This window comes from Novosphingobium album (ex Hu et al. 2023) (genome assembly GCF_022832385.1).
Classification (GTDB): domain Bacteria; phylum Pseudomonadota; class Alphaproteobacteria; order Sphingomonadales; family Sphingomonadaceae; genus Novosphingobium; species Novosphingobium album.
Genome location: NZ_JALHLE010000003.1, coordinates 147503 through 166226, shown reverse-complemented (window position 1 = coordinate 166226; position 18724 = coordinate 147503). Strand labels below are relative to the sequence as shown.

Below are 18724 nucleotides of genomic sequence, written 5' to 3'. Positions count from 1 at the left end.
CGGCAATTCGGGGCGGCGTTCTGTTTTTGCCTGAAGCAGGTATGGCGTTGCGGTTATTTCGCAGCAGGCCACCAGACACTCATATCGACCTCGTCGCGTACCTTGAACGGCACGCCGCGGCGGTTGAGGAACAGGCGCTCCATTTCCGGCCGGGTGAAAGGACGCGAGCCGAGGCGGCCGAAGATGGCGATCTGGCCGCCGGTCTCGTCCACCGCGCGGTCGCGGTCGAGGCCCTTGGAGAGTGCGCGTGCGGGCGAGGGCGTCTTGGTCCAGGCGATCAGCTGCGGTTCGGGCGCCGGCGAGAAGCCGTAGAAGTTCGGCTGGCTCGAGGGCGAGGTAAGCTGGATCACCTTGAGGCCATTCCGGCCGTCGGCGACATAGGCGAACAGCGAGGCATTGGTGGTGCCCACGATCACGTCCTGCGCATCGTTGAGCTGCCCGCCGAACGTGACCTTCTGGTAGACCTTCGGCGCCATTGGCTTGGTCACGTCGACAATCACGAGCCCCTCGCTGCCGCCCGCGACATAGGCATAAGTGCGCGCGACGTAGATCCGGTGGGCATCGGTGAGTGGCACTGTGGCTGACGGGATCGCCTGTGGGTTCCGCAGGTTCGTGACGTCGAACAGTTTGAGACCGTCGCGGTCGGTCACCCACAGGTAGCGGAACTGGATCGCGCTGGCCCGCGCATCCTCCAGCTTACGCACGGCAGACAGCTTGGGGTGCAGAGGGTCATGCAGGTCGACCACGACAAGGCCCGCCTTGGCGGTGATATAGGCCACTTCGCCAGCCAGCGTGATGTGCTTCGCACCATCCAGCACATGGTCGGGGTTCCACGTTACCGCGCGCTTGAGGTCGTTGTTGCGGAACTCGCCGTCAGCGAAAGTCTCGACGTTAACGAGGATCAGGCCTTCCACGCTGTCGGTGATGGCAGCGTAGCTGTAGATCGGCTCGAACGGCTGCTCCTGGTTGGCATCGCGCAGGGTCATCGGCTTGCCGTCATCCTTGAGGATGGGCTGACCCTTTTCATCCTTGATGATGGTTGCTTCCATCGCGCGGTTGCGGTTGGGCGCGATGGGCTGATCGGTGGGAATGGCCATGCAGGTGGCGTTCTTCGTCTTCACGTGGTTCTTCTGCCCGAGCGGCGAGAACGGCGCGGAGACGACCGCGTCGGAGAACGCCTTGTTGGCGATCGAAGCGACGTCGTAGACCTTGAAGCCACCGGTCCCTTCGGCAACGAACATGTATTCGCCGCGAAGCTGCAGGCAGCCGACCTGATCGCGCGTCCCCTGCACGACGTTGCGGAACTGCTCCATTGCGTGGGATTCGCCCGACAGCTTCTTGTCGAATGTCTTACCGCGCACCCAGTTCTTGAGCTCGCGGTTGTTCTGTTCGACGTGGAGCTTGTAGTAATCGGGGTAGGCGTATTTCTGGAGGTACGAGCCGATCACTGCCTGCGGTTCGTCCCACTCGGTGACGCGCACGGCCTCGAAACCACCGTCGAGACCGACCCAGGAATTGAGCCCGACGAAGTTCACGAAATTGGTGCCGAGCAGCAGCGTCTGCGCCATGATCGCGTTGTTGTCCTCGTTCGCTGAGAGGTGGCAGTCGCTGCAGGTCTTGGTCTCGGTGAGGCGGACAGTGTGCGGGAAGTGGGGTGCGAAGGCCTGGCTGGAGAACCCGGCCGCGCTGATCGGCGGCTGTTGGACGTAGATGCGTTCGCGGTTGACGTTGGTCGACGACAACACCAGCGCCGAGCTCGACCTGATCGGGGCGACTTCGGCGCCCTTGGTGGTCATGTGCTTGCCCAGCTGGAACATCTGGTCGCGCGCCACTTGCGGGTTGTAGGTCGCGAAGTTTCGCGTCTCGTCACCCTCGTAGTGGTGCATGTTGGTCTTCCAGTTCGCCTCGATCGGCAGGTGACAGCCGCCGCAGCTCGTGGTCCACGAGAGGTGGCAGGTGAAGCACGCGATCTCGCCGTCCTTGTGCGCACGGTCGCCCATCGGCACGCCGGGGCCGAAGCGGAACGATCCGTCATCCGCGCCGGACTGGCTCATCAGCTTGGCGCGCGCGGACTTGGCGTTGAAGGTGGGCGAGGCGGGGTCCATCGCGTCCTTCACCAGATTGACGTCCCACGACAGCTTGGGGTCGACCAGCGAGCGCTGGATCAGGTGGCGGCGGCCCGAGGCATCGGTGGTCCATTCGAAGCGGCGCTGGCCATCCGGGTTGCGCAACAGCGAAAGGTCGTTGCCCTTGGGCGGCGCGGCGGGGCCGGACGTCAGCAGATTGGGATAGGCATCGGCGGTTCCGTGGCAGTCCTTGCAGCCGATCTCGACCGCGTTGGCAACTTCGCCGTAGATCAGGCCATTGCCATGCGCGTCCTGCGCGAAGTGGCAATCGGCGCACTGCATGCCCTTCTCGGCGTGGATGTCCATCATGTGGACGGCCTTGCCGGGGTTCACGCCGGGCTGGACGAACTTGCCTTCGCCGGCCTTGCGCCACTTCTCCGGGTCGTCGGGCGAGACGATATGCGCCTTGTCCGTGCCCCAGGTGGCCTGATTGCCGCCGGCATCGAGCAGGTTGCCCGAGCGGTCGCGCTTGAAGATCGCGCGGAAGTTCCAGCCGTGGCTGTGATAGTCGGCGAACTGCGTGTCCTTGAGCTTCGGGTTCAGGTCGTAGACGTTGCGCAGGAAGTCCAGATCCGCCCACTTGCCTTTGGGGGAAGCGCCCTCCGGGTTGCGTTCGAGGACCTTGTGAACCTCCGCAGCATCGGGATACTTCTGCTTTTCCGGCCACATCGACGGCGCGTCGGACTCGTAGTCCCACATGGTGTAGCCGAGATAGGAATTCAGGAAGATGTTGGGCTGGTGCATGTGGCAGTTCATGCACTGCGCCGTCGGAATGGCGCGGGTGAAGATGTGCTGCAGCGGGTGGCCGTGCTCGCGCTCGTCGCCCTTGGCGGCTTCACCCTCGTGCCCGTCCCCTTCATGCCCATCCTTCAGCGCGCCGTGGGAGCCCTTTTCGGTAAGCGCGGCGATGGTCGGGTCGCGCGTGATCGTCTGCCCGTCGCGGCCGAACTTCGCATAGACGAGGCTGTGGCGCGGTTCGCGGTCGTTGGCGTAGATCACATGGCAGCCGGTGCAGCCCGAACTGCGGTAGTCGCCCGGCTGGTCATTGGTGCCCATGAACCACATGAACGGGTCATTGAGGCGGGTCTTGTGGATGTTGAGCACTGCGATCGCGACGCGAAGGCCGGTGCCGGGGCCGCGGTTCGACTGCTTGAGGTCCGGACGGCCCGGCTCGTCGAGCCGCTGGATCGATCCGGTGGAGTTGGGCAGGCCGACTTCTGCGAAGCCGGAGTTGATCGTGCGTCCGCCGCGCTCGAACACGCGGAACACGTCCGACGGCGGGACGACGTTCCAGCGCGGTAGCGGATAGAGCGCTGCCAACGCGCCGCGCGCCTGCTCCTTCGGTGTGAGCGTGCCCGGGGGAGCGCCCGGGCTCTCGATCTTCGCCGGCTCGCCGTCCTTGGTATAGGCCTCACCCAACAGGTAGTTCTTGTAGGGAAGGATGCCGTTGTTGTAAGCGCCGCCCCCCCACAGCATCGCGCCGGTCGCCATCAGCGAGCGCTCGGCCGCCTCGATCGTCTGCATGTGGCAGTTACCACAGGAATCGCGCGCGACGCGGTAGTCGCCGGGATTGACGAAGCGGATGTATTCGGGCGCTTCCTTATTCAGCAGGGCATAGCTGCGCTTGGGATTGGCCGCGCTCGGATAATGCCATCCTTCGGGGTACTTCGGCAGGACGTGGGCTTTTTCGCGCGCGGTGACATACTCAGGGGCATCGAAACCGAGTTCGGGGCGTCCGGTGATCGAAGCGTTGCCGCCGTGGCAATCCGTGCAGCCCAGCTTCACCGCCGGGGTCGCGTGCATCGAAGGCGCATCCGACTGGGTATGGCAGGTCAGGCAGCCGGACGACTTGGCCTGAACGTCGGCGAGGCTCTGCCGCGCGGGCGAGGGCGCCGCGCGCACCAGCGAGTAGTCGCGCTCGACCGGCTTTTCCTCTTCGCTGGCGAACAGGCGCCCGGACGGGACAACCACGCCAAGGAACAGGGCCCAGAGTGCGAGGAGATATAAAGCGCGGCGCATCAGTAAGTCACGATCACATTGGCGAGGATGGAGTAATAGTTCCGGTTACCTCCGGAGTTGTCGAACAGGTCGCGGAAGCCCTTGCCGGGCAGCAGTGCCGCGGCGGACAGGCGGGCGACGATGTTCTGCGTCGCCTTGGGCCGCCAGGTCGCTGCGGCAGAAAGGTCCCAGCCGATATCCTTCGGGATTGAGCCCTCGTTGCGCAGCGTCTTCAGCGTGGCGGTGTTCTCGAACCACAGGTGGTTGGCGTTGGCCGACAGCCGCAGTTCGGGCGTCAGGTCGAAATCGGCTCCCGCGCCTGCCAGCATCGTGCCGGGGTTGTTGAAGTTCGACTGGCCCTGATCCTTGGACGAACGCAGCGAATTGAGGATGCCGTTGCGCCCGTTCACGCCGATCACGCGGCCGCCGCCTGCGAACGGAATGGTCTGGCGGATCCAGTAACTGGTGTCGGCGCCGGCAAAGATCGGGTTTTCGAAAATTGCGTCGAACCCGGTTTCCTTGTTGTCGTAGGGCTTGTGATCGCCGCTGGCGTAGAGGCCGGACAGGCGGAAGCGCATCCAGTCGTGGTCGTAGCTCAATTCCGCTGCGCCGAAGAACGCGCGGATATCGGCCTTCTTGCTGGTGAAGATGCTGTTCTTGTCCTGGCCAAGCGCGGTATAGGCCGAGGCCGTCACGTTGATGCGGCCTACGTGCCCGTCAGCGTTGTAACCCAGGTAGAACACATCGTAATCGCGGCCGCGCAAGTCGCCGATCAGGGCTGGACGGACCGGAAAGCCGTTGTCGTCGACCTTGATCTGTCCGGCTTCGCGGTTGCGGTTGTAGACCACGGTGAACTGGCTGGTCAGCGCCGGGATCAGGAAGTCCTGGCGGTAGATGTTGGCGACGAACACGAAATCGTCGCGCGGGCGCTCGACGACGCTGTTGAGGCCGGAATTGGTGTCCTTTTCGAGCCGCCAGAACGCAGCGAGGTTGTACTGGACCCGGTTGTTGTCGCGGTTGCCGAACAGCCGGATTCCGAGCTGCTGGTCGTTGAACAGGAAGCCGCGAAAATCGGCCTGAAAGGGTTGGATGCCAACACGGATCGAGTCGAAGTCGAAGCGGTCCGACGTGTTGCGCAGGTGATAGTCGACGAACGCTTCCTGCACGCCGAGGAAGTGGTCGGAGCGGTGCGAGGGCTTCGACGGTTCTACGAAAAGAACGCGCTTTTCAGGCACATCGACGTAGTTGTAGTTGAACGCCAGCGCGACCTTGTATTCGATTACGGGCGGCTTGAATGCCGTCTGCCCTTTGACCAGAGACGCGGTTGCGATCACGGTCTGCGAGAAGACGAAGCTCGCGTCCTTTCCGAACACATCGATGCTGCCCGGCCGCTCTGTCGTCTGCACTCCGACGGGAATCGGGAAGGTACGCGGCTCCAGCACGGTGTCGGACGTCAGACCGGCGGTGAAAAACCAGTCATCCTCCTTGATCGGCAGCCAGGGCACCTTGGCCCGGTTGATCGGCCGGTCGCCCTTGTAGGTGTTCTGGTTGTAGGGGTCCCACCAGTGTTCTTTCACCACGCCAAGCGTCTGGATCAGGCGCCAGCGGTCGGGGATCGGGAATTCCTCCTGCGAAAAGGCCTCGGGCGGCGGCGCGCGGACGGCGCCGGGATTGTCCTGCGAGAGCTTCTCGGGAAGCGGGGCTTGATAGCCCGGGCGGCGCCGGCCTTCGATCACGCCGTTGTCGATGTCTTCGGGCGCAGTCTCAGTACCGGCTGGCAGCAAGACGGGCGGGATTTCCGGCTTCGGCTTTTCTGCCGTTGCCGTATTGTCCTGGGGGTCGTCGTATCCGTCCGTTGCAGGCGTTTTAGCCGTTGCCGCCTTCTCGGCCAGCAGCATCGGCAGCAGGAGGGCTGTGAGCGGCATCTACAGACCCTCGCACACGTTCTGTTCGGAGGTATCGAGGAATGGTGCGAACGGGCAGTTCACGAAGCGCAGCCGCACCAGTGAACCGTTCACGTTGACCTGGATCTGGTCGGCACGGATGGCGGCGGGGGCATTGCCCAGCGTGCCTAGTTTCACTCCGGCATTGTTGGTGCCGAGGAAGCTGATCATGTCGTCCTGATCGATGCCGTCACCTGAAACGCCCATGCCGCCCACCAGCGTATTACCGCGATAGACCGGGACTGAACCGGGGAAGATCTGGATGCCGTTCTGCAGCCGGTTCTGGCCCGAGGCGACATCGGGAATGAAAGTGCAGCGATGGCGCGTGTCGCTGGCCGCCGCGCCTGTCACGTATTGCAGGTGCTGCGCCAGATTGGTGAGCACCAGCGCGGATTGCAGGCCGGTCGAGAACGGGTTCCACTGCACGATCGGGCGCGAGAGCGGGCCGTTCGGATTGCCGACTTCGCCATCGGGAAAAAACGGGCGCGAGAGGTTGCCGCCGGACCGGTCGGCAAAGGCGAAAGTGCCGGTCAGCGCGCTGGAATCGTTCAGGAACGTGCGGACCTTGCCGACGAACGCGTTCACGTCGCTGCTGGGATCGCCGAGCAGTTCGGCTCCGGCGTTGGCGCCCGAGAAGAACGTCGCGGTGCGCGCTTTCTGCAGCGAAACGTCGGTGCCGAAGATCGGTGCGTCGGGCGCGCGGACCACGCCGAGCACCTGACCATGCGTATCGACCAGCGAAATCGAGACTTGCGCCCGGCTGTCGAGCGGCTGGCGGATCTGCGCCCGCGCCCGGCTCATGACCTTGAATGCTTCTTCGATCAGGGTGCGCGCTTCGTCCGCAGTGATCGGCTGGGCGACGTCGGCGCCATCCGTTCCGGCCCGGACCGGGAAGCGGTCGGCGCCGTTGCCATCGGTCAGAACGAAAGCATCGCTGTTGGAAAACTCCGCCGTTGTGGAGGCACGGATGCCCGAGGCTTCGGTGCCGTATGCCGTGCCCGCGCGCAGCGCCGCGGTCTCGAAGTAGCCGCGTACCGTGATGAGGCTGCCGAGTGCCGGGGCGGTCTGCGCGTATGTGGCGGCAGACACATCGAAAAGGTTGGAATAGGTCGCGTCGGAATAGCGCAGCTGGGTGCCGTCCACATAGACTCGGTTGGCGCGGATATCGTCGGGCGCTTCAAAGCCGACGGTTCCCGCCAGCGCGATCTGCTCGTCGAAGTCGGTGTCGGTGTCGAGCACATTGGGATCGAGCGAATAGGCTCCGTCGGACATTACGCCGATGCCGCCGACCAGCACGCCGTTCTTGTAAAGAGGGAAGCCGCCTGGATCGGCGGAAAGGCCAAGCGGTGAGCGTTTGGGGCCGATCAAAGCTCCGGTGCCGCTGGCCTGGAACCGTTCTGTCAGGTCGGAGCAGGGCAGCTGGCTGAACTGCACGCCGAACAAGGGGCCGCTCTCGAGGCCAACCGTGCTGGCCGCAGGCGGAAAGTGCTGCTGCACGATCATGCTGGCCGTGCGCGAGGAGAAGGCGTTGCCGCCGCTCGACAGGTAGGCGCCGGTTATGGCCTTGGCGATCGCGGCGGCTTCCGATGGCACCGAGAGGCCCTGGATGTCGATATTGTCGCCATTGGGTGCATCGTCGATCTTGGCGGTCGTTCCTGCCCCGGTCATGCGGAAGACCGCCAGCACGTTGCCGACACGATCGACCACTGCGATCGTGGCCGGGTGCCCCGATTGCTGGCCCTGTGCGGCGGCCTGCGCGACGATCTTGCCGACTTCGGCCGACGTCAGCGATTCCTGCGCGGGCACGGCGTAGACGCCTGTTGTGGTCGTTCCTCCAGACGAACCGCCGCTGCTGCCAGACGATCCCGAGCTGCCACCGCTGGACAAGCCGGAAGAACCGCTGTCTCCCCCGCCGCATCCGGCGAGAAGTGCGAGGGCTGCCAGCAGGGCGGTGACGCGCATCGAACGCCGCATCAGCGCAGCGCCTCGATGGCACCTGCCGCATTGGCAAGTGCGGCGCGGAAGGCCTTGGGGTTGTAGGTCTCGGGTGCCGAGACAGCGGCATAGGCCTTGTTGATCTGCACCCGGATGCCTGCCGCTGCGCCCACGGTGACGCGGCCATCGCGAACCATGGCGTTGAGAAGGGTATCGATTGCCATGACTGCTTGCGCCGAACCGGTGTAGTCGGTGAAGCGAGGGGTGATTGCCTTGCCAGCGATTGCGGAAATAACGCGGAACGCCGTGCCGCCGTCGTAATTGCGCGCGGCGATCGCATCGGAAAGGCCTGCTGCGGCCGCTCCCAGCGTTTGTGCCGCTGCAGCCGATTGCGAACGCCCCTGGCCCATCGCGGCGTGGAAGTTCCGCGCTGCCGCGTCGAACCGCCCGGCCTGTTCCGGTGCCAGCACGCTGGCGACGGCGGAGAGCATGATCATGTTCTCGTCATTGTAGGGCGGATTGCCGAAGGGGATGGGGCGGCCCGGATTGGTCTCGAACGTGCGAACTGCGTTGGGGTTGTCGGTTATGCGGCGGTGGCAGCTCTGGCAGTCGTAAAAGTAGAACTGCGGGAACACCCCTTCGTTGCCAAATGCCGGATTGGCGAAAAGCCTCGTCGAGCGGCGGATCGCCTCGGCCTGTCCGACGGCCCAGAGCTGGACGCTGTCCAGCCTGCCCTTGCGGCGCACATAATCGGCATCGAGGTTGTAGTGGGCCTGCATGGCTGAGAACAGATCAAGCTCGAATGAGACGCGCGGGTGCCCCGCTGCCATCATCGAGTGAGTCACGAACTGGCCGGGCTTGTCGCTGCCGAAGTGGCAATCGAGACAGACACCGGCCCGAACCTGCGGCTTTTCCAGCGGGATAAGGCCAGCGGCGACGTTCGAGGCATGGCTGGCCGGCACGGCATAGTGGCTGGAAATCCAGCCGGAGGCAGCACCGTGGCACGATTCGCAGCCCACTCCGTCGGATGCGAGCCAGCGGCCACCACGTGAATCGCCGGGTGCGTTAGTCGAATGGCAGCCTAAACAGGCCGGCGCGCTTTCGGCCCGGCCGAGGCCCAGTGACGCGGCAATTCGTTCGCCGCGCGGGCTCGTCAGCACCGCATAGGCGCGGCTGTGGGCACCGGTCTGGCTGGAACGGTCCTGCCAGATCCTGAGTTCATCCTGCCGGACGACCTTGCCGTCGCCTTCGTTGCGGCCGTGGCAGGTGGAACCCGCGCAACTGGCAACGCCTTCATAGTTCCCGGCAACGGCAACACTTGAATGAAGTCCGCCCGTCAACACAAGAAGAATGGCCGCAAGCAGTGTCAGCCGGACATACGGCATGAACGCGGCAGTTCTGTTGGCCCCCATCGTCATCAGTTCTTGCCCGTTAGTTATTGCCCATTATTTCCGCAACTATCCACGCCGGGATCGCAGCGACTGCCCCATAGGTCCTCGTTCCCTACGCCCGTTACGGGCTCATCAACAAGGGGTAACAGTGGATTACTTTCGTTTTCTTTCAATTCGACGGGCGGAACGACGATGCCCGGCGAACCCACCGGATTTGCCGACGACACTTTTGAAACGAGATCCGTCTTGGTCAAAATCCCGTCTCCGCTCAAATCGGCCATGGGGCAGCTTTGTCCGATGACACAGCCGTTGATTGTCGAATTCGGATCGAATGTTCCAATCGCTGTCGCGGCAAGGTTGTTGATGGTGACGGTCGCTGCCGTGTCGAGGCCGGTAACCTGATTGCCGTTTCCGTCCAGCGTGAGGCCGTTGATGACGATCTGGGTGTTACTGCCGCCGGTCGTTATGGAGAGGGCATTGACCACGAAGCCGCGCCGGTCGGCATATTCGGTCGAAGTGCCCAGGTTCTGCACGTAGAGACCGCCGGAGACGTTCGCATTGACGACCCCTGCCGTCAGCGGTGCGGCACTGCCGGCGATCCCGGGCGTGTCCAGAAGTGCGTTGGTGGCAGCGATGTTGCCCGCCGGGTTGAGCAGGCCGAGCGTATTGGACGTCGCGACGGCAAAGATGTCCGCATCAACGAGCAGTGTTCCTGCCGGTGTGCCTGCGTTGCCGGTCATCGCCAGGCTGCCACCGTCCGCTACGATATCGAAACGGGGAGCGGTGATTTCGAGCCTGTCGCCGCCGCCGGTCGCGGCGAGCGCGACGTTGCCCGTCACCGCGATTCGTCCGTCCGATATCAGCGAGAGCGACCCGTCCGTCCCGATGTTTCCTGAAGCGCCGAACGCGAGCGACAGGTCACCCACCAGCGTGTCGGCGACGCCCGCGCCGGTGGCCTGATAGGCGATGCCGTTGTCGGCGAAAATGCGGGTAAATTCGGCCGCATCCAGGCTGTAACCGGCCGTCGCCGCCAGGCCGCCGAGTTGGCTCGTCTGTGACGTGTTGCCATTGATCAGGTCGACCGTTGCTGTCGTGCCGCGAACGCCGAGCTGGCCGGTCGTGCCGATGCTGATATCGGCTGACGCCACACGAATTGTGGTGCCGCTTGCCACGGCATCGAGCACGAAACTCTGTCCTGCGTCGACGGAAAGTGCACTTCCCGACGTGAGTGCGCCGGCGGCGTTGACGTTCCCCGCGGCAGCAAGTGTCAGCGCCGCGCCGTTGATGGCGCCGGTACTGGTGAGCGTGCCACCACTGCTGGCGAGTGAGACCGCACCGGTGCCATCGACGGTTGAAACCAGCAGGTCACCGGCCGTCGCAATCGCGAGGTCCCCGTTCGTCGCGTCCGCATCGGCGAAGGAGAGGCTGCCGGTCGAGTTGATGCCGACCGACTGACCGAGCACGGTGACGAAACCGCTGGAGAGCAGGTCTGCGACGGTTACGGCACCGTTGACGGCTTGCAGCAGGGTGGTGCCACCCGATGTCAGTCCGGCCATGGTGATGCCGCTGTCGGCCTGAATCGATACCGCACCGGAGGCGGTCACCTGCGCGGCGGACGCGAACCGGCCCGGCGTGATCACGGACAACGTGCCAGCGGTGGTAGGAATTGCGGCTGCGGTTTGGATACTCGCCGTGTTGATCGCGGGCCGCGAAATCAGCGTATCGGCCAGCGTGATGTCACCGGCCGCGGTGAGCGATACGCCCACGCCGTCGATTGCACCGGTGGCGCTGATTGTTCCAGTCCGACTCCACAGGGAAAGTCCACCGGTTGCGTTGACGGTGGTGACAAACAGATCTCCGGCCGTATCGATGGCAAGGCTGCCGCCTGTCGCATCGGCGTCGGCGAAGGAGAGGCTGCCGCTCGAAGTGATATCGACAGTCACGCCCAGCACGGTGACGAGCCCGCTGGAAAGAAGGTCGGTTACCGTCACGGTGCCGTTGCTGGCCTGCAGCAGGGTGGTGCCGCCGGAAGTCAGGCTGGGCAGGGTGATACCGCCGTCAGCGAGGATCGATACGGCGCCGCTGGCCGAGACCGGAGCGCTGGCGGTGAAGCCGGAGGCTGACGTTGCCGACAGCGCACCGGTCGATGTCAGCGTGCCGCCGGCAGTGATCGGACCAGCGGCACCGAGTGTAATCCCGGCACCATTGACTGCGCCGGTGTTGCTGAATGCACCGCCGCTGCTCGTGAGCGAGACCGCGCCGGTGGCATCGACCGTGGGAACCAGCAAGTCGCCCGCGGTGGCGATGGTGAGATTGCCTGCCGTAGCATCGGCATCGGCGAACGACAGACTGCCGGACGAACCGATCGATACCGACTGGCCGAGTACGGTGACGAGGCCGCTGGAAAGCAGGTCAGTGACGTTCACCGCACCGTTGATCGCCTGCAGCAAGGTTGTGCCGCCCGAGGTCAGCCCGGTCATGGTAATGCCGCTGTCGCCAACAATCGCCACGTTCCCGGTGGCTCCTACCGAGCCGGTGCCGGTGACGCTCGCAGGCGTGGTGATGGAGAGTGCGCCGCCGCTGGTGAACGTACCACCGCCGGTGATGTCAAAAACGATGTCGCCCGTGGTGTCGATCGTGCTGTCGCCGGTGACGGCAAGGTCCGCGCCGTAAAGCCGCAGCGAGAGGCTGAGCCCGTCGGCGCGAGCGCTGTTCCCCAGCGCGGAGGCGGTCAGTGTTCCGCCGATTGCGATCGTTCCTCCGGGGGTGACGTTGCCGCCGGTCAGGCCAATGTAGCCGGCCGTCGTGATGCCGGCACCGCCGGGGCCAGCTCCCGCCGTTGTGTTTGCCGTGAGCGCGGTATTGCCGGTGACGGTGATATCCCCGGCCGTGGCCGAGAGGGCTGCGGCGCCGCCGATGGCCGCCCCGCCGATAGCGCCGCCGCCACTGCTGTCGCCACCGATGCCGTTTGCGGAAAGGTTGAGGTTTGTAACCGTGAAGGTCGCAGTGCCTCCGGTGCCGTAGATGGCGGCAAGTCCGCCAGTGCCTGCGCCGCCGGTGCCGCCCAGCGCGGCCGTGCCACCCGTGCCGTCCGCCAAAATGTTCAGGTTGGCGCCGGGCGTAAGCGTGCCGCCGGTGAGATCGATCAGCGCTGAACCGGCGGTGCCGGTGCCGCCGCCGGTGCCATTGCCGCTTGGTCCGCCGGTTCCCGAGCCGGTGATCAACATGTCTGCAAACGTGTTGATCTGTCCGTTACCGAGTTGCAGTTCAGCGTAACCGCCCTGCGCGTTCGAGGCGTACCCGGTTTGCAGGGTCCCGAAGCTGGAACCGATCAGGGCCTGCGCATTGCCGATGGCCGCCGCACTGATGGTGAGCGCCCCGGTGTTGCTGAACAGCGTTCCGTCGTTGACGGTCAGGATCCCGCCATTGATCACTGCCGCGGTTGCGGTTCCGCCAGTGGCGCTGCCCGCCGCGATCAGGGCGCCCATGTCCTGCGCTTCGGCCAGAACATCGAGCTGGGTGGTAGTTACGCTGCCGCCATCAACGGTGACGTTCGCAGTGCCGCCCTGCAGACTGGACGTGAAGTTGGGATCAGAGCCGGAATTGCCGAAATAGAGTTGTGCACTTGCCGAAACGGTGATGCCGCCATCCGCCGACAGGACGCCGCCATTGATGACGGACAGGTTGGCCAGTCCGCCGCTGGCGAGGCTGGCGCTGTTCCAGTTGATGTTTCCGTAAGCGTTTGCCGTCAGGTCAAGGGCGCCGCCGGTCAGTGTCAGCGTGACGCCATCGATCTGCAGGCTCGCGCCGTTCACCGCATTGCCGATGGCGTCAGCGGCGCTGGCACCGCCTGTCAGGCCATAGTAGTCGCCGGCGGAGGCATCGGCGCTGGCGTAGAGGCTGTTCCAGGTCTGGCCGGTGCCACTGAGCGCGATGAGGAGAGTGCCGCCCTGAGCGCCCCCGGGCGTGGTGTCGGAAGCACCTCCGTAACCGTCCGCCAAAATGTACGGGTCGCTGAAGCTCAGGGTGCCGCCCGTGCTTGTCAGCGTAACGGCGCCGCCGGTTCCGAAGCCCCCCTGGGTGCTGCCATAAGCAGCGGTGCCGCTGGCGATGAAGTAGACGAGGCTGCTGGCGTCGAGCGTGGCATTGCCGCTGACCAGCACATCGAGCGTGCCGCCCGTTCCATCGCCGCCGGTGCCCGTCGAGGTGGAGCCGCCCAGGCCATCCGCGTAGGCATTGATGTACTGGAGAGTGGCGGTCGATCCCAGCGCGGCTGACAGCGATGCGTTGCCGCCTGTGCCGTTGCCCCCGGCAACGTCTCCGAAACCGCCTGCCCCACTCGCATAGAGGTTCAGGCCATTGGTCGTGATGCTTCCCTGCGAGACCGCCATGGATGCCGTGCCGCCAGTGCCGTTGCCGCCCAGACTGGTGCCTGCGCTGCCGGTGCCGTTGGCTAGCACATCGGCGGTACCGCTCACGGTAAGGCTCGCCGCCCCGCTTGCGGTAAGGCTCGCCGTTCCGCCGATGCCATCGCCGCCGTCCCCGGTCGTGGTCGCGGCAATGTCGGTCGAGAGCCCTTGTGCGGAAACCCTGAGGCTTCCCGCGGCAACCGTCGTTGTGCCGCCGGTTGCGTTGAAGACGGCGAGGCCGCCGGTGCCTGTGCCGCTTGCGCCGCCCAGTGCGGCCGTCCCGCCGGTACCCTCGGCCAGAACGCTCAGGTTGGCGCCGGGCGATAGCGTTCCGCCGTTGACGACGAGCTGTGCCGAACCGGCGGTGCCGATGCCGCCGCCGGTGCCATTACCACTTGGTCCGCCGGTACCCGAACCGCTGACCAGAGTGTCCGCGAAAGTGCTGATTTGCCCGCTGTCGAGTTGAAGCAGCGCGTCGCCGCCCTGTGCGCTCGAGGCATAGCCGGTATCGAGCGTTCCGAAACCGGAACTGAGAAAGTCCTGATAGTTGCCGATCGCTGCTGCGCTGACTGTAAAGGCTCCGGTGGTGCTGAACAGCGTGCCGTCGTTTACCGTCACGAGACCGCCATTGGTAACGGTGGCCGTCGCGGTTCCGCCCGTGGCGTTGCCGGCGCCAACCAGGGCGCCCATGTTCTGTGCCTGCGCGAGGACGTCCAGTTGCGTGGTCGTGAGGGTACTGCCATCGACGGTGAGGTTGACCGTTCCACCCTGCAAGTTGGGGGTGTAGTCAGGATCACCGGCACCGTCGCCGAAATATATGGACGCGCTTGCCGAAACGCTGACGCCGTAATCGGCCGACAGCGCGCCACCGTTGATGATGGAAAGATCGGCCAGTCCGGCGCTGACGAGACTGGTGTTGTTCCAGTTGACGGTTCCGTAGGCATTGGCGCTGAGGCTGAGGGAGCCGGTCAGTGTCAGGGAAATGCCGTCGATCTGCAGCTGCGCGCCATTGGCCGTGTCGCCGGTTGCGCCGGCAGCGCTGGCCCCGCCCGTCACGCCATAATAGTCACCGGATGATGCATCTGCGCTGGCGTAGAGGCTGACCCAGCTCTGGTCCGAACCGCTGAGGGAGATCAGCAGGGAACCGCCTACGCCGCTGCCCGGGCCGGTATCGCCGGAACCGCCGTAGCCGTCCGCGGCAAAGTAGGGGCTGGTGAACCCCAGAGTGCCGCCCGTCGCGGTAAATGTCAGCGCGCCACCAAAGCCATTACCGCCCTGACCACCGGCATATGAGCCGGAGCCACCCGCGCTGAAGTAGGAGAATCCAGTCGAATTGACCGTGGAGTTGCCACTGACAGAAACATCAACGGTTCCGCCCGTGCCATCTCCGCCGGTACCCAGCGATGAATAGCCGCCGTTGCCTTCCGCATAGTCGGACATGGACTGGACATCGGCCGTCGAAGCCAGGCCCAGGGTGAGGGACGTGCTGCCACCGAAACCGTTGCCACCGGTCACGTCGCCCGAGCCGCCCGAACCGCTCGCGTAAAGGTTCAGTCCGTTGGCGGTGATGGTGGCCGCCGTCGCGGTGAGTGACGCCGAGCCGCCGAAACCGTTGCCCGCCACGCCCGTGCTGCTGCCGCCACTGCCGCTGGCGTCGATCGTCAGCGCCAGCGCCGATGAGAGCGTTGAATTGTCGATGTTGACGTCGATCGTACCGCCGGTTCCGTCCAGCCCGGTAGCGGCCGTTCCGGTTCCGACGGTGCTGAACATCAGGCTGCCCGCCGCGCTGATTGTGCTGCCGCCGGATGCCGCGACGTTGATGGTTCCGCCGGTTAGCCCGTCACCGGCGTAGACGTCGAGGGAAAGGCCACCCGTGGCAAGGGCATCGACGACGGCACCCCCGGCGGCCGTAATGTCTACGGTCTGCAGGGCATTGAGGGTGGCAAGCTTGCTGAACTGCGTCAGGTTCACGGGCGTGACGGAGATCGTATCGGTCGCGCTGGCCGTAAGCAGCGACGTGAACACCGCATCGCCGATTGCGATATTGCCCGTGGCGGCAGAGCCCGTGCTGTCATAGCCAAGGCCATTGCCCGCCGAGAGGATCACCGCGCCGCCGTCCACACTGACGGCAGAGGCCGGCGTATAGCCCAGCGTGCCCGAAAGCAGCATGGTCATGCCATCGTTCTTGGGCACCGCGACGAGCGCAACTTGCGGGGAAGCCCCGGACGCGATCGTCGTCGGGCCGCCTGTGGATCCAGTGTGGACGATGCCGTTGGGATCGGTCGTACCCTGGGTTACGGCAATGTTGAACAGGCCGGCGTTGATGGTGATGTCCACCTGTTCGGCCGCGACAAGAGCGGCCGGGCCATCGGCATTGATCGTGCCGCCCTGCTCGATGCGTGGCGCGACGAGCGCCACGTAAGCGTCGCCCAGCGTGGCCGGATTGATCTGCGTGGTGATCTGGGCGCCGGGGGCGATCTGGACATAGCCTGTCGAGCCTGCGCCGCCGCGAAAGCGGATTTCGCCGCTGGCACCGAACAGACCGCCAGTAATATCGATGGGGTTCGTCGTGAGCACGAGGCTGCCGACATTGAATTGCGCGGCAGAGCCGACGACGATGCCCGTCGGGGAATAGAACCAGACATTGCCGCCTGCGGTGGACGGGCCGACGGCGCTGGAAATCTGGCTTTGGACGGTGCCGTTGAAAGCGATAGCGCGGCTGACGGCAAAGCCATTGGTGTCGGTGGGAATGATCCGGTTGAGCACTGTAAAATCGGTCAGGCCGGAGCTGAGGCCGTTGGTAAAGGTCGCCGTGGTGCCCGCGGCCTGGAAGTCGATCGTGCCGGTCCCGGTCGTATCGTTCGGCGTCCAGTCGATCACTGTCTGGGCGGTATCTACCGCGACCGTCGTGGTTCCCGCGCCAGTCGTGATCGTGGCAGATCCGAGTGCGAACGCCGGGTCGTAGGTGCCGTCGAAGGACTGCGCCTGACCCGCGCGGGGCAGGGCCAGAGCGAGGCTTAGGGCTGCAAGGCTGGCGCCTGCGTGGATTGCGGTGCCGGGGATGCGGCGAGGGCGCTTGGGGGGGCTCATGCTCATGATGGATCCCACGGCAGAAGCCGTGCCCTGATAGTGAAGAGGAAGCGGACGTCACCCTTGGTGGACGTGAAACCCGCGTTATTGAACGGGACGGAAAGGGTGAAGGCACTGTCGATGCGGTCCCCCCAGCGTGCGCGCACGCCGCCGCCACCGGTAAAGGCGTCCTGCGGATCGTTCGCTGGACCGTAGTGTGTCCAGGTCCAGGCGGCGTCGACGAACGCGAAGGGCTGAAGCGCCAAACCATTGTCCATCGTGCGCGAGAGGCGGCCGTAGCGAAGTTCCAGCGATGTGCCGATGCCGCTGTCGCCCAGCAGCGTGCCCGGGTCGAGGCTGCGGCCAATGGTGTAGTTGCCGACGCTGAACCGCTCGTAGGACAGCAGCGTATCGGGAGAATACTGGGCGCGCGGGGCAGCCGCGATGGTGATCATCGGCACCGGCCGGAATTCCGCGGTCGCTTCGGCGCGCAGCACGAAGGCACTGGGATCGGCAAGCAGGTTGCTGATCGGCACGTTCGGTGAAGTGCAGTTGGTGATGGGTAAACAGTCGTTGCTGGCTCCCAGACCGGCGATGCCGTGGCGGGCCTCCACCATTGCGCTCAGGTGGTAGCGCGGCTCGGCGCCGGTATAGCCGCCTCGCCCGTTCGCGCTGGCGCTGTCCACAGTGTCGAGGCTCAGGCGTCCGTAAAGGATGCGCAGCCGGTCGCGTGTCAGGGGGACGGCGCCGAAATCGACGTCCTGATTGACGATTTCGAGCCCGCCGCCCGCAAGCAGCGACAGCGCACGCCGCCTTACCAGCGGGTATGTCAGGCCAAGCTCGCCGCTGAGGGTATCCGATTTGAATTTCAGCGGTCCGGCTGGCTCGCTATGGCCATAGAGCAGACTGGCATTGAACCGCAGTCCGTTCGCGCCGGCGGCGAAGCTGTGACTTGCCTGAAGCACCGTCTGCTCGCTGAAATCGAGCGTGTTGAACAGGCTGACTGAGGTCTGGTCAGCGAGCCCGGTCATACCGTTTGCCACCGCCTGCACGAAGACGCCTTCGCGGCCGACCGCTTTCGATCCGAGGTTCTGGAGACCGGCAAACAGTTCGAATGCCCGGCGCTTCACCACCACATCCCCGGTCACGTCACCCGGCGATCCGGCGACCGGCTTGAGCGTCAGCCGAACCTGATAGCCGGGGATGTCGCTGAGAAGCAGCAATTGCCGTTCGGCGACGCGGGTGTTGAAATAGGGCTCCGACGTCAGCTTGGCGAGGTGATCGGCAATGGCCCGCTCGTTGGCACCGGCTTCGCCGCGCACCTGCACTTCGGCGAGATGCGCGACCAGCACGTCCATGCTGACTTCGCCCAGTTTCTCGATCCGCTGCGGGGGGATCTGGACGGCCGCGAGGTATCCCATGGCGCGCAGGGCGGTCGCGGCACGGTCGCGCACTTCGCACAGGACCGCCACGGGCTGTTCGGTTCCTGCGAAATCACGCCATGTGTCATCGAGAACAGCGGGATCGACGGCCTTGAGATCGGGGAACAGGACTTTCGAGAACGTCACGCGCGTCTGCGCAAAGGCGGGATCGGCCAGAGGGCAGGGGCCGCGTTCGATCCCGCCTTGAACATCCAGCGTCGAACGAGAGGGCGCGCGCTGACCGAGCCGCGACTCGATGTCGAGTTCCTCGCGCGTGGTCGGCGGGGGCACTGCCTGCGCCGATGCAGCCGCAGGCAGCACGACACTGCCTGCGAGCATCCACACGGCTTTCCAGCCGCGCAGATGGCGGAGACGGTCACCGCTGAACTTCGGCATTCGGTTCATTCGCACCCCCTTGTGCCCGGGCCCGCC

Annotated in this window: 6 protein-coding genes; all 6 read right to left on the bottom strand. The window is 65.1% G+C overall.

The genetic code is table 11. The features are described from left to right. Window positions 1-53: 53 nt before the first annotated feature. Genes MTR64_RS02925 through MTR64_RS02900 form a run of 6 tightly spaced genes read right to left on the bottom strand, consistent with a single transcriptional unit; the run spans window position 54 to window position 18697 of the window. Window positions 54-4145: an LVIVD repeat-containing protein gene (locus MTR64_RS02925; protein WP_243990586.1), complete on the bottom strand. Its 4092-nt coding sequence runs from the start codon at window positions 4143-4145 to the stop codon at window positions 54-56. Continuing rightward, entirely contained in the window at window positions 4145-6049 is a 1905-nt protein-coding gene (locus MTR64_RS02920) for a hypothetical protein (protein WP_243990584.1), read from the bottom strand. The genes MTR64_RS02925 and MTR64_RS02920 overlap by 1 nt, the downstream gene beginning before the upstream one ends. Next, window positions 6050-8041: a heme-binding protein gene (locus MTR64_RS02915; RefSeq protein ID WP_243990582.1), complete on the bottom strand. Its 1992-nt coding sequence runs from the start codon at window positions 8039-8041 to the stop codon at window positions 6050-6052. Continuing rightward, a complete protein-coding gene (locus MTR64_RS02910) occupies window positions 8041-9414 on the bottom strand; it encodes a multiheme c-type cytochrome (RefSeq protein WP_419144909.1) in 1374 nt (457 codons plus the stop codon). The genes MTR64_RS02915 and MTR64_RS02910 overlap by 1 nt, the downstream gene beginning before the upstream one ends. Window positions 9415-9437: 23 nt before the next feature. Then, complete coding sequence (locus MTR64_RS02905; RefSeq protein WP_243990579.1) at window positions 9438-16898, bottom strand: hypothetical protein; 7461 nt, start codon at window positions 16896-16898, stop codon at window positions 9438-9440. Then, entirely contained in the window at window positions 16895-18697 is a 1803-nt protein-coding gene (locus tag MTR64_RS02900) for a ShlB/FhaC/HecB family hemolysin secretion/activation protein (protein ID WP_243990578.1), read from the bottom strand. Before MTR64_RS02900 ends, MTR64_RS02905 begins: the two co-directional genes overlap by 4 nt. Window positions 18698-18724: the final 27 nt, after the last annotated feature.

Coding starts and splice junctions, on each gene's coding strand:
- MTR64_RS02925 (WP_243990586.1), bottom strand. CDS start 4,145: ATGCGCCGCGCTTTATATCTCCTCGCACTCTGGGCCCTGTTCCTTGGC.
- MTR64_RS02920 (WP_243990584.1), bottom strand. CDS start 6,049: ATGCCGCTCACAGCCCTCCTGCTGCCGATGCTGCTGGCCGAGAAGGCG.
- MTR64_RS02915 (WP_243990582.1), bottom strand. CDS start 8,041: ATGCGGCGTTCGATGCGCGTCACCGCCCTGCTGGCAGCCCTCGCACTT.
- MTR64_RS02910 (WP_419144909.1), bottom strand. CDS start 9,414: ATGGGGGCCAACAGAACTGCCGCGTTCATGCCGTATGTCCGGCTGACA.
- MTR64_RS02905 (WP_243990579.1), bottom strand. CDS start 16,898: ATGAGCATGAGCCCCCCCAAGCGCCCTCGCCGCATCCCCGGCACCGCA.
- MTR64_RS02900 (WP_243990578.1), bottom strand. CDS start 18,697: ATGAACCGAATGCCGAAGTTCAGCGGTGACCGTCTCCGCCATCTGCGC.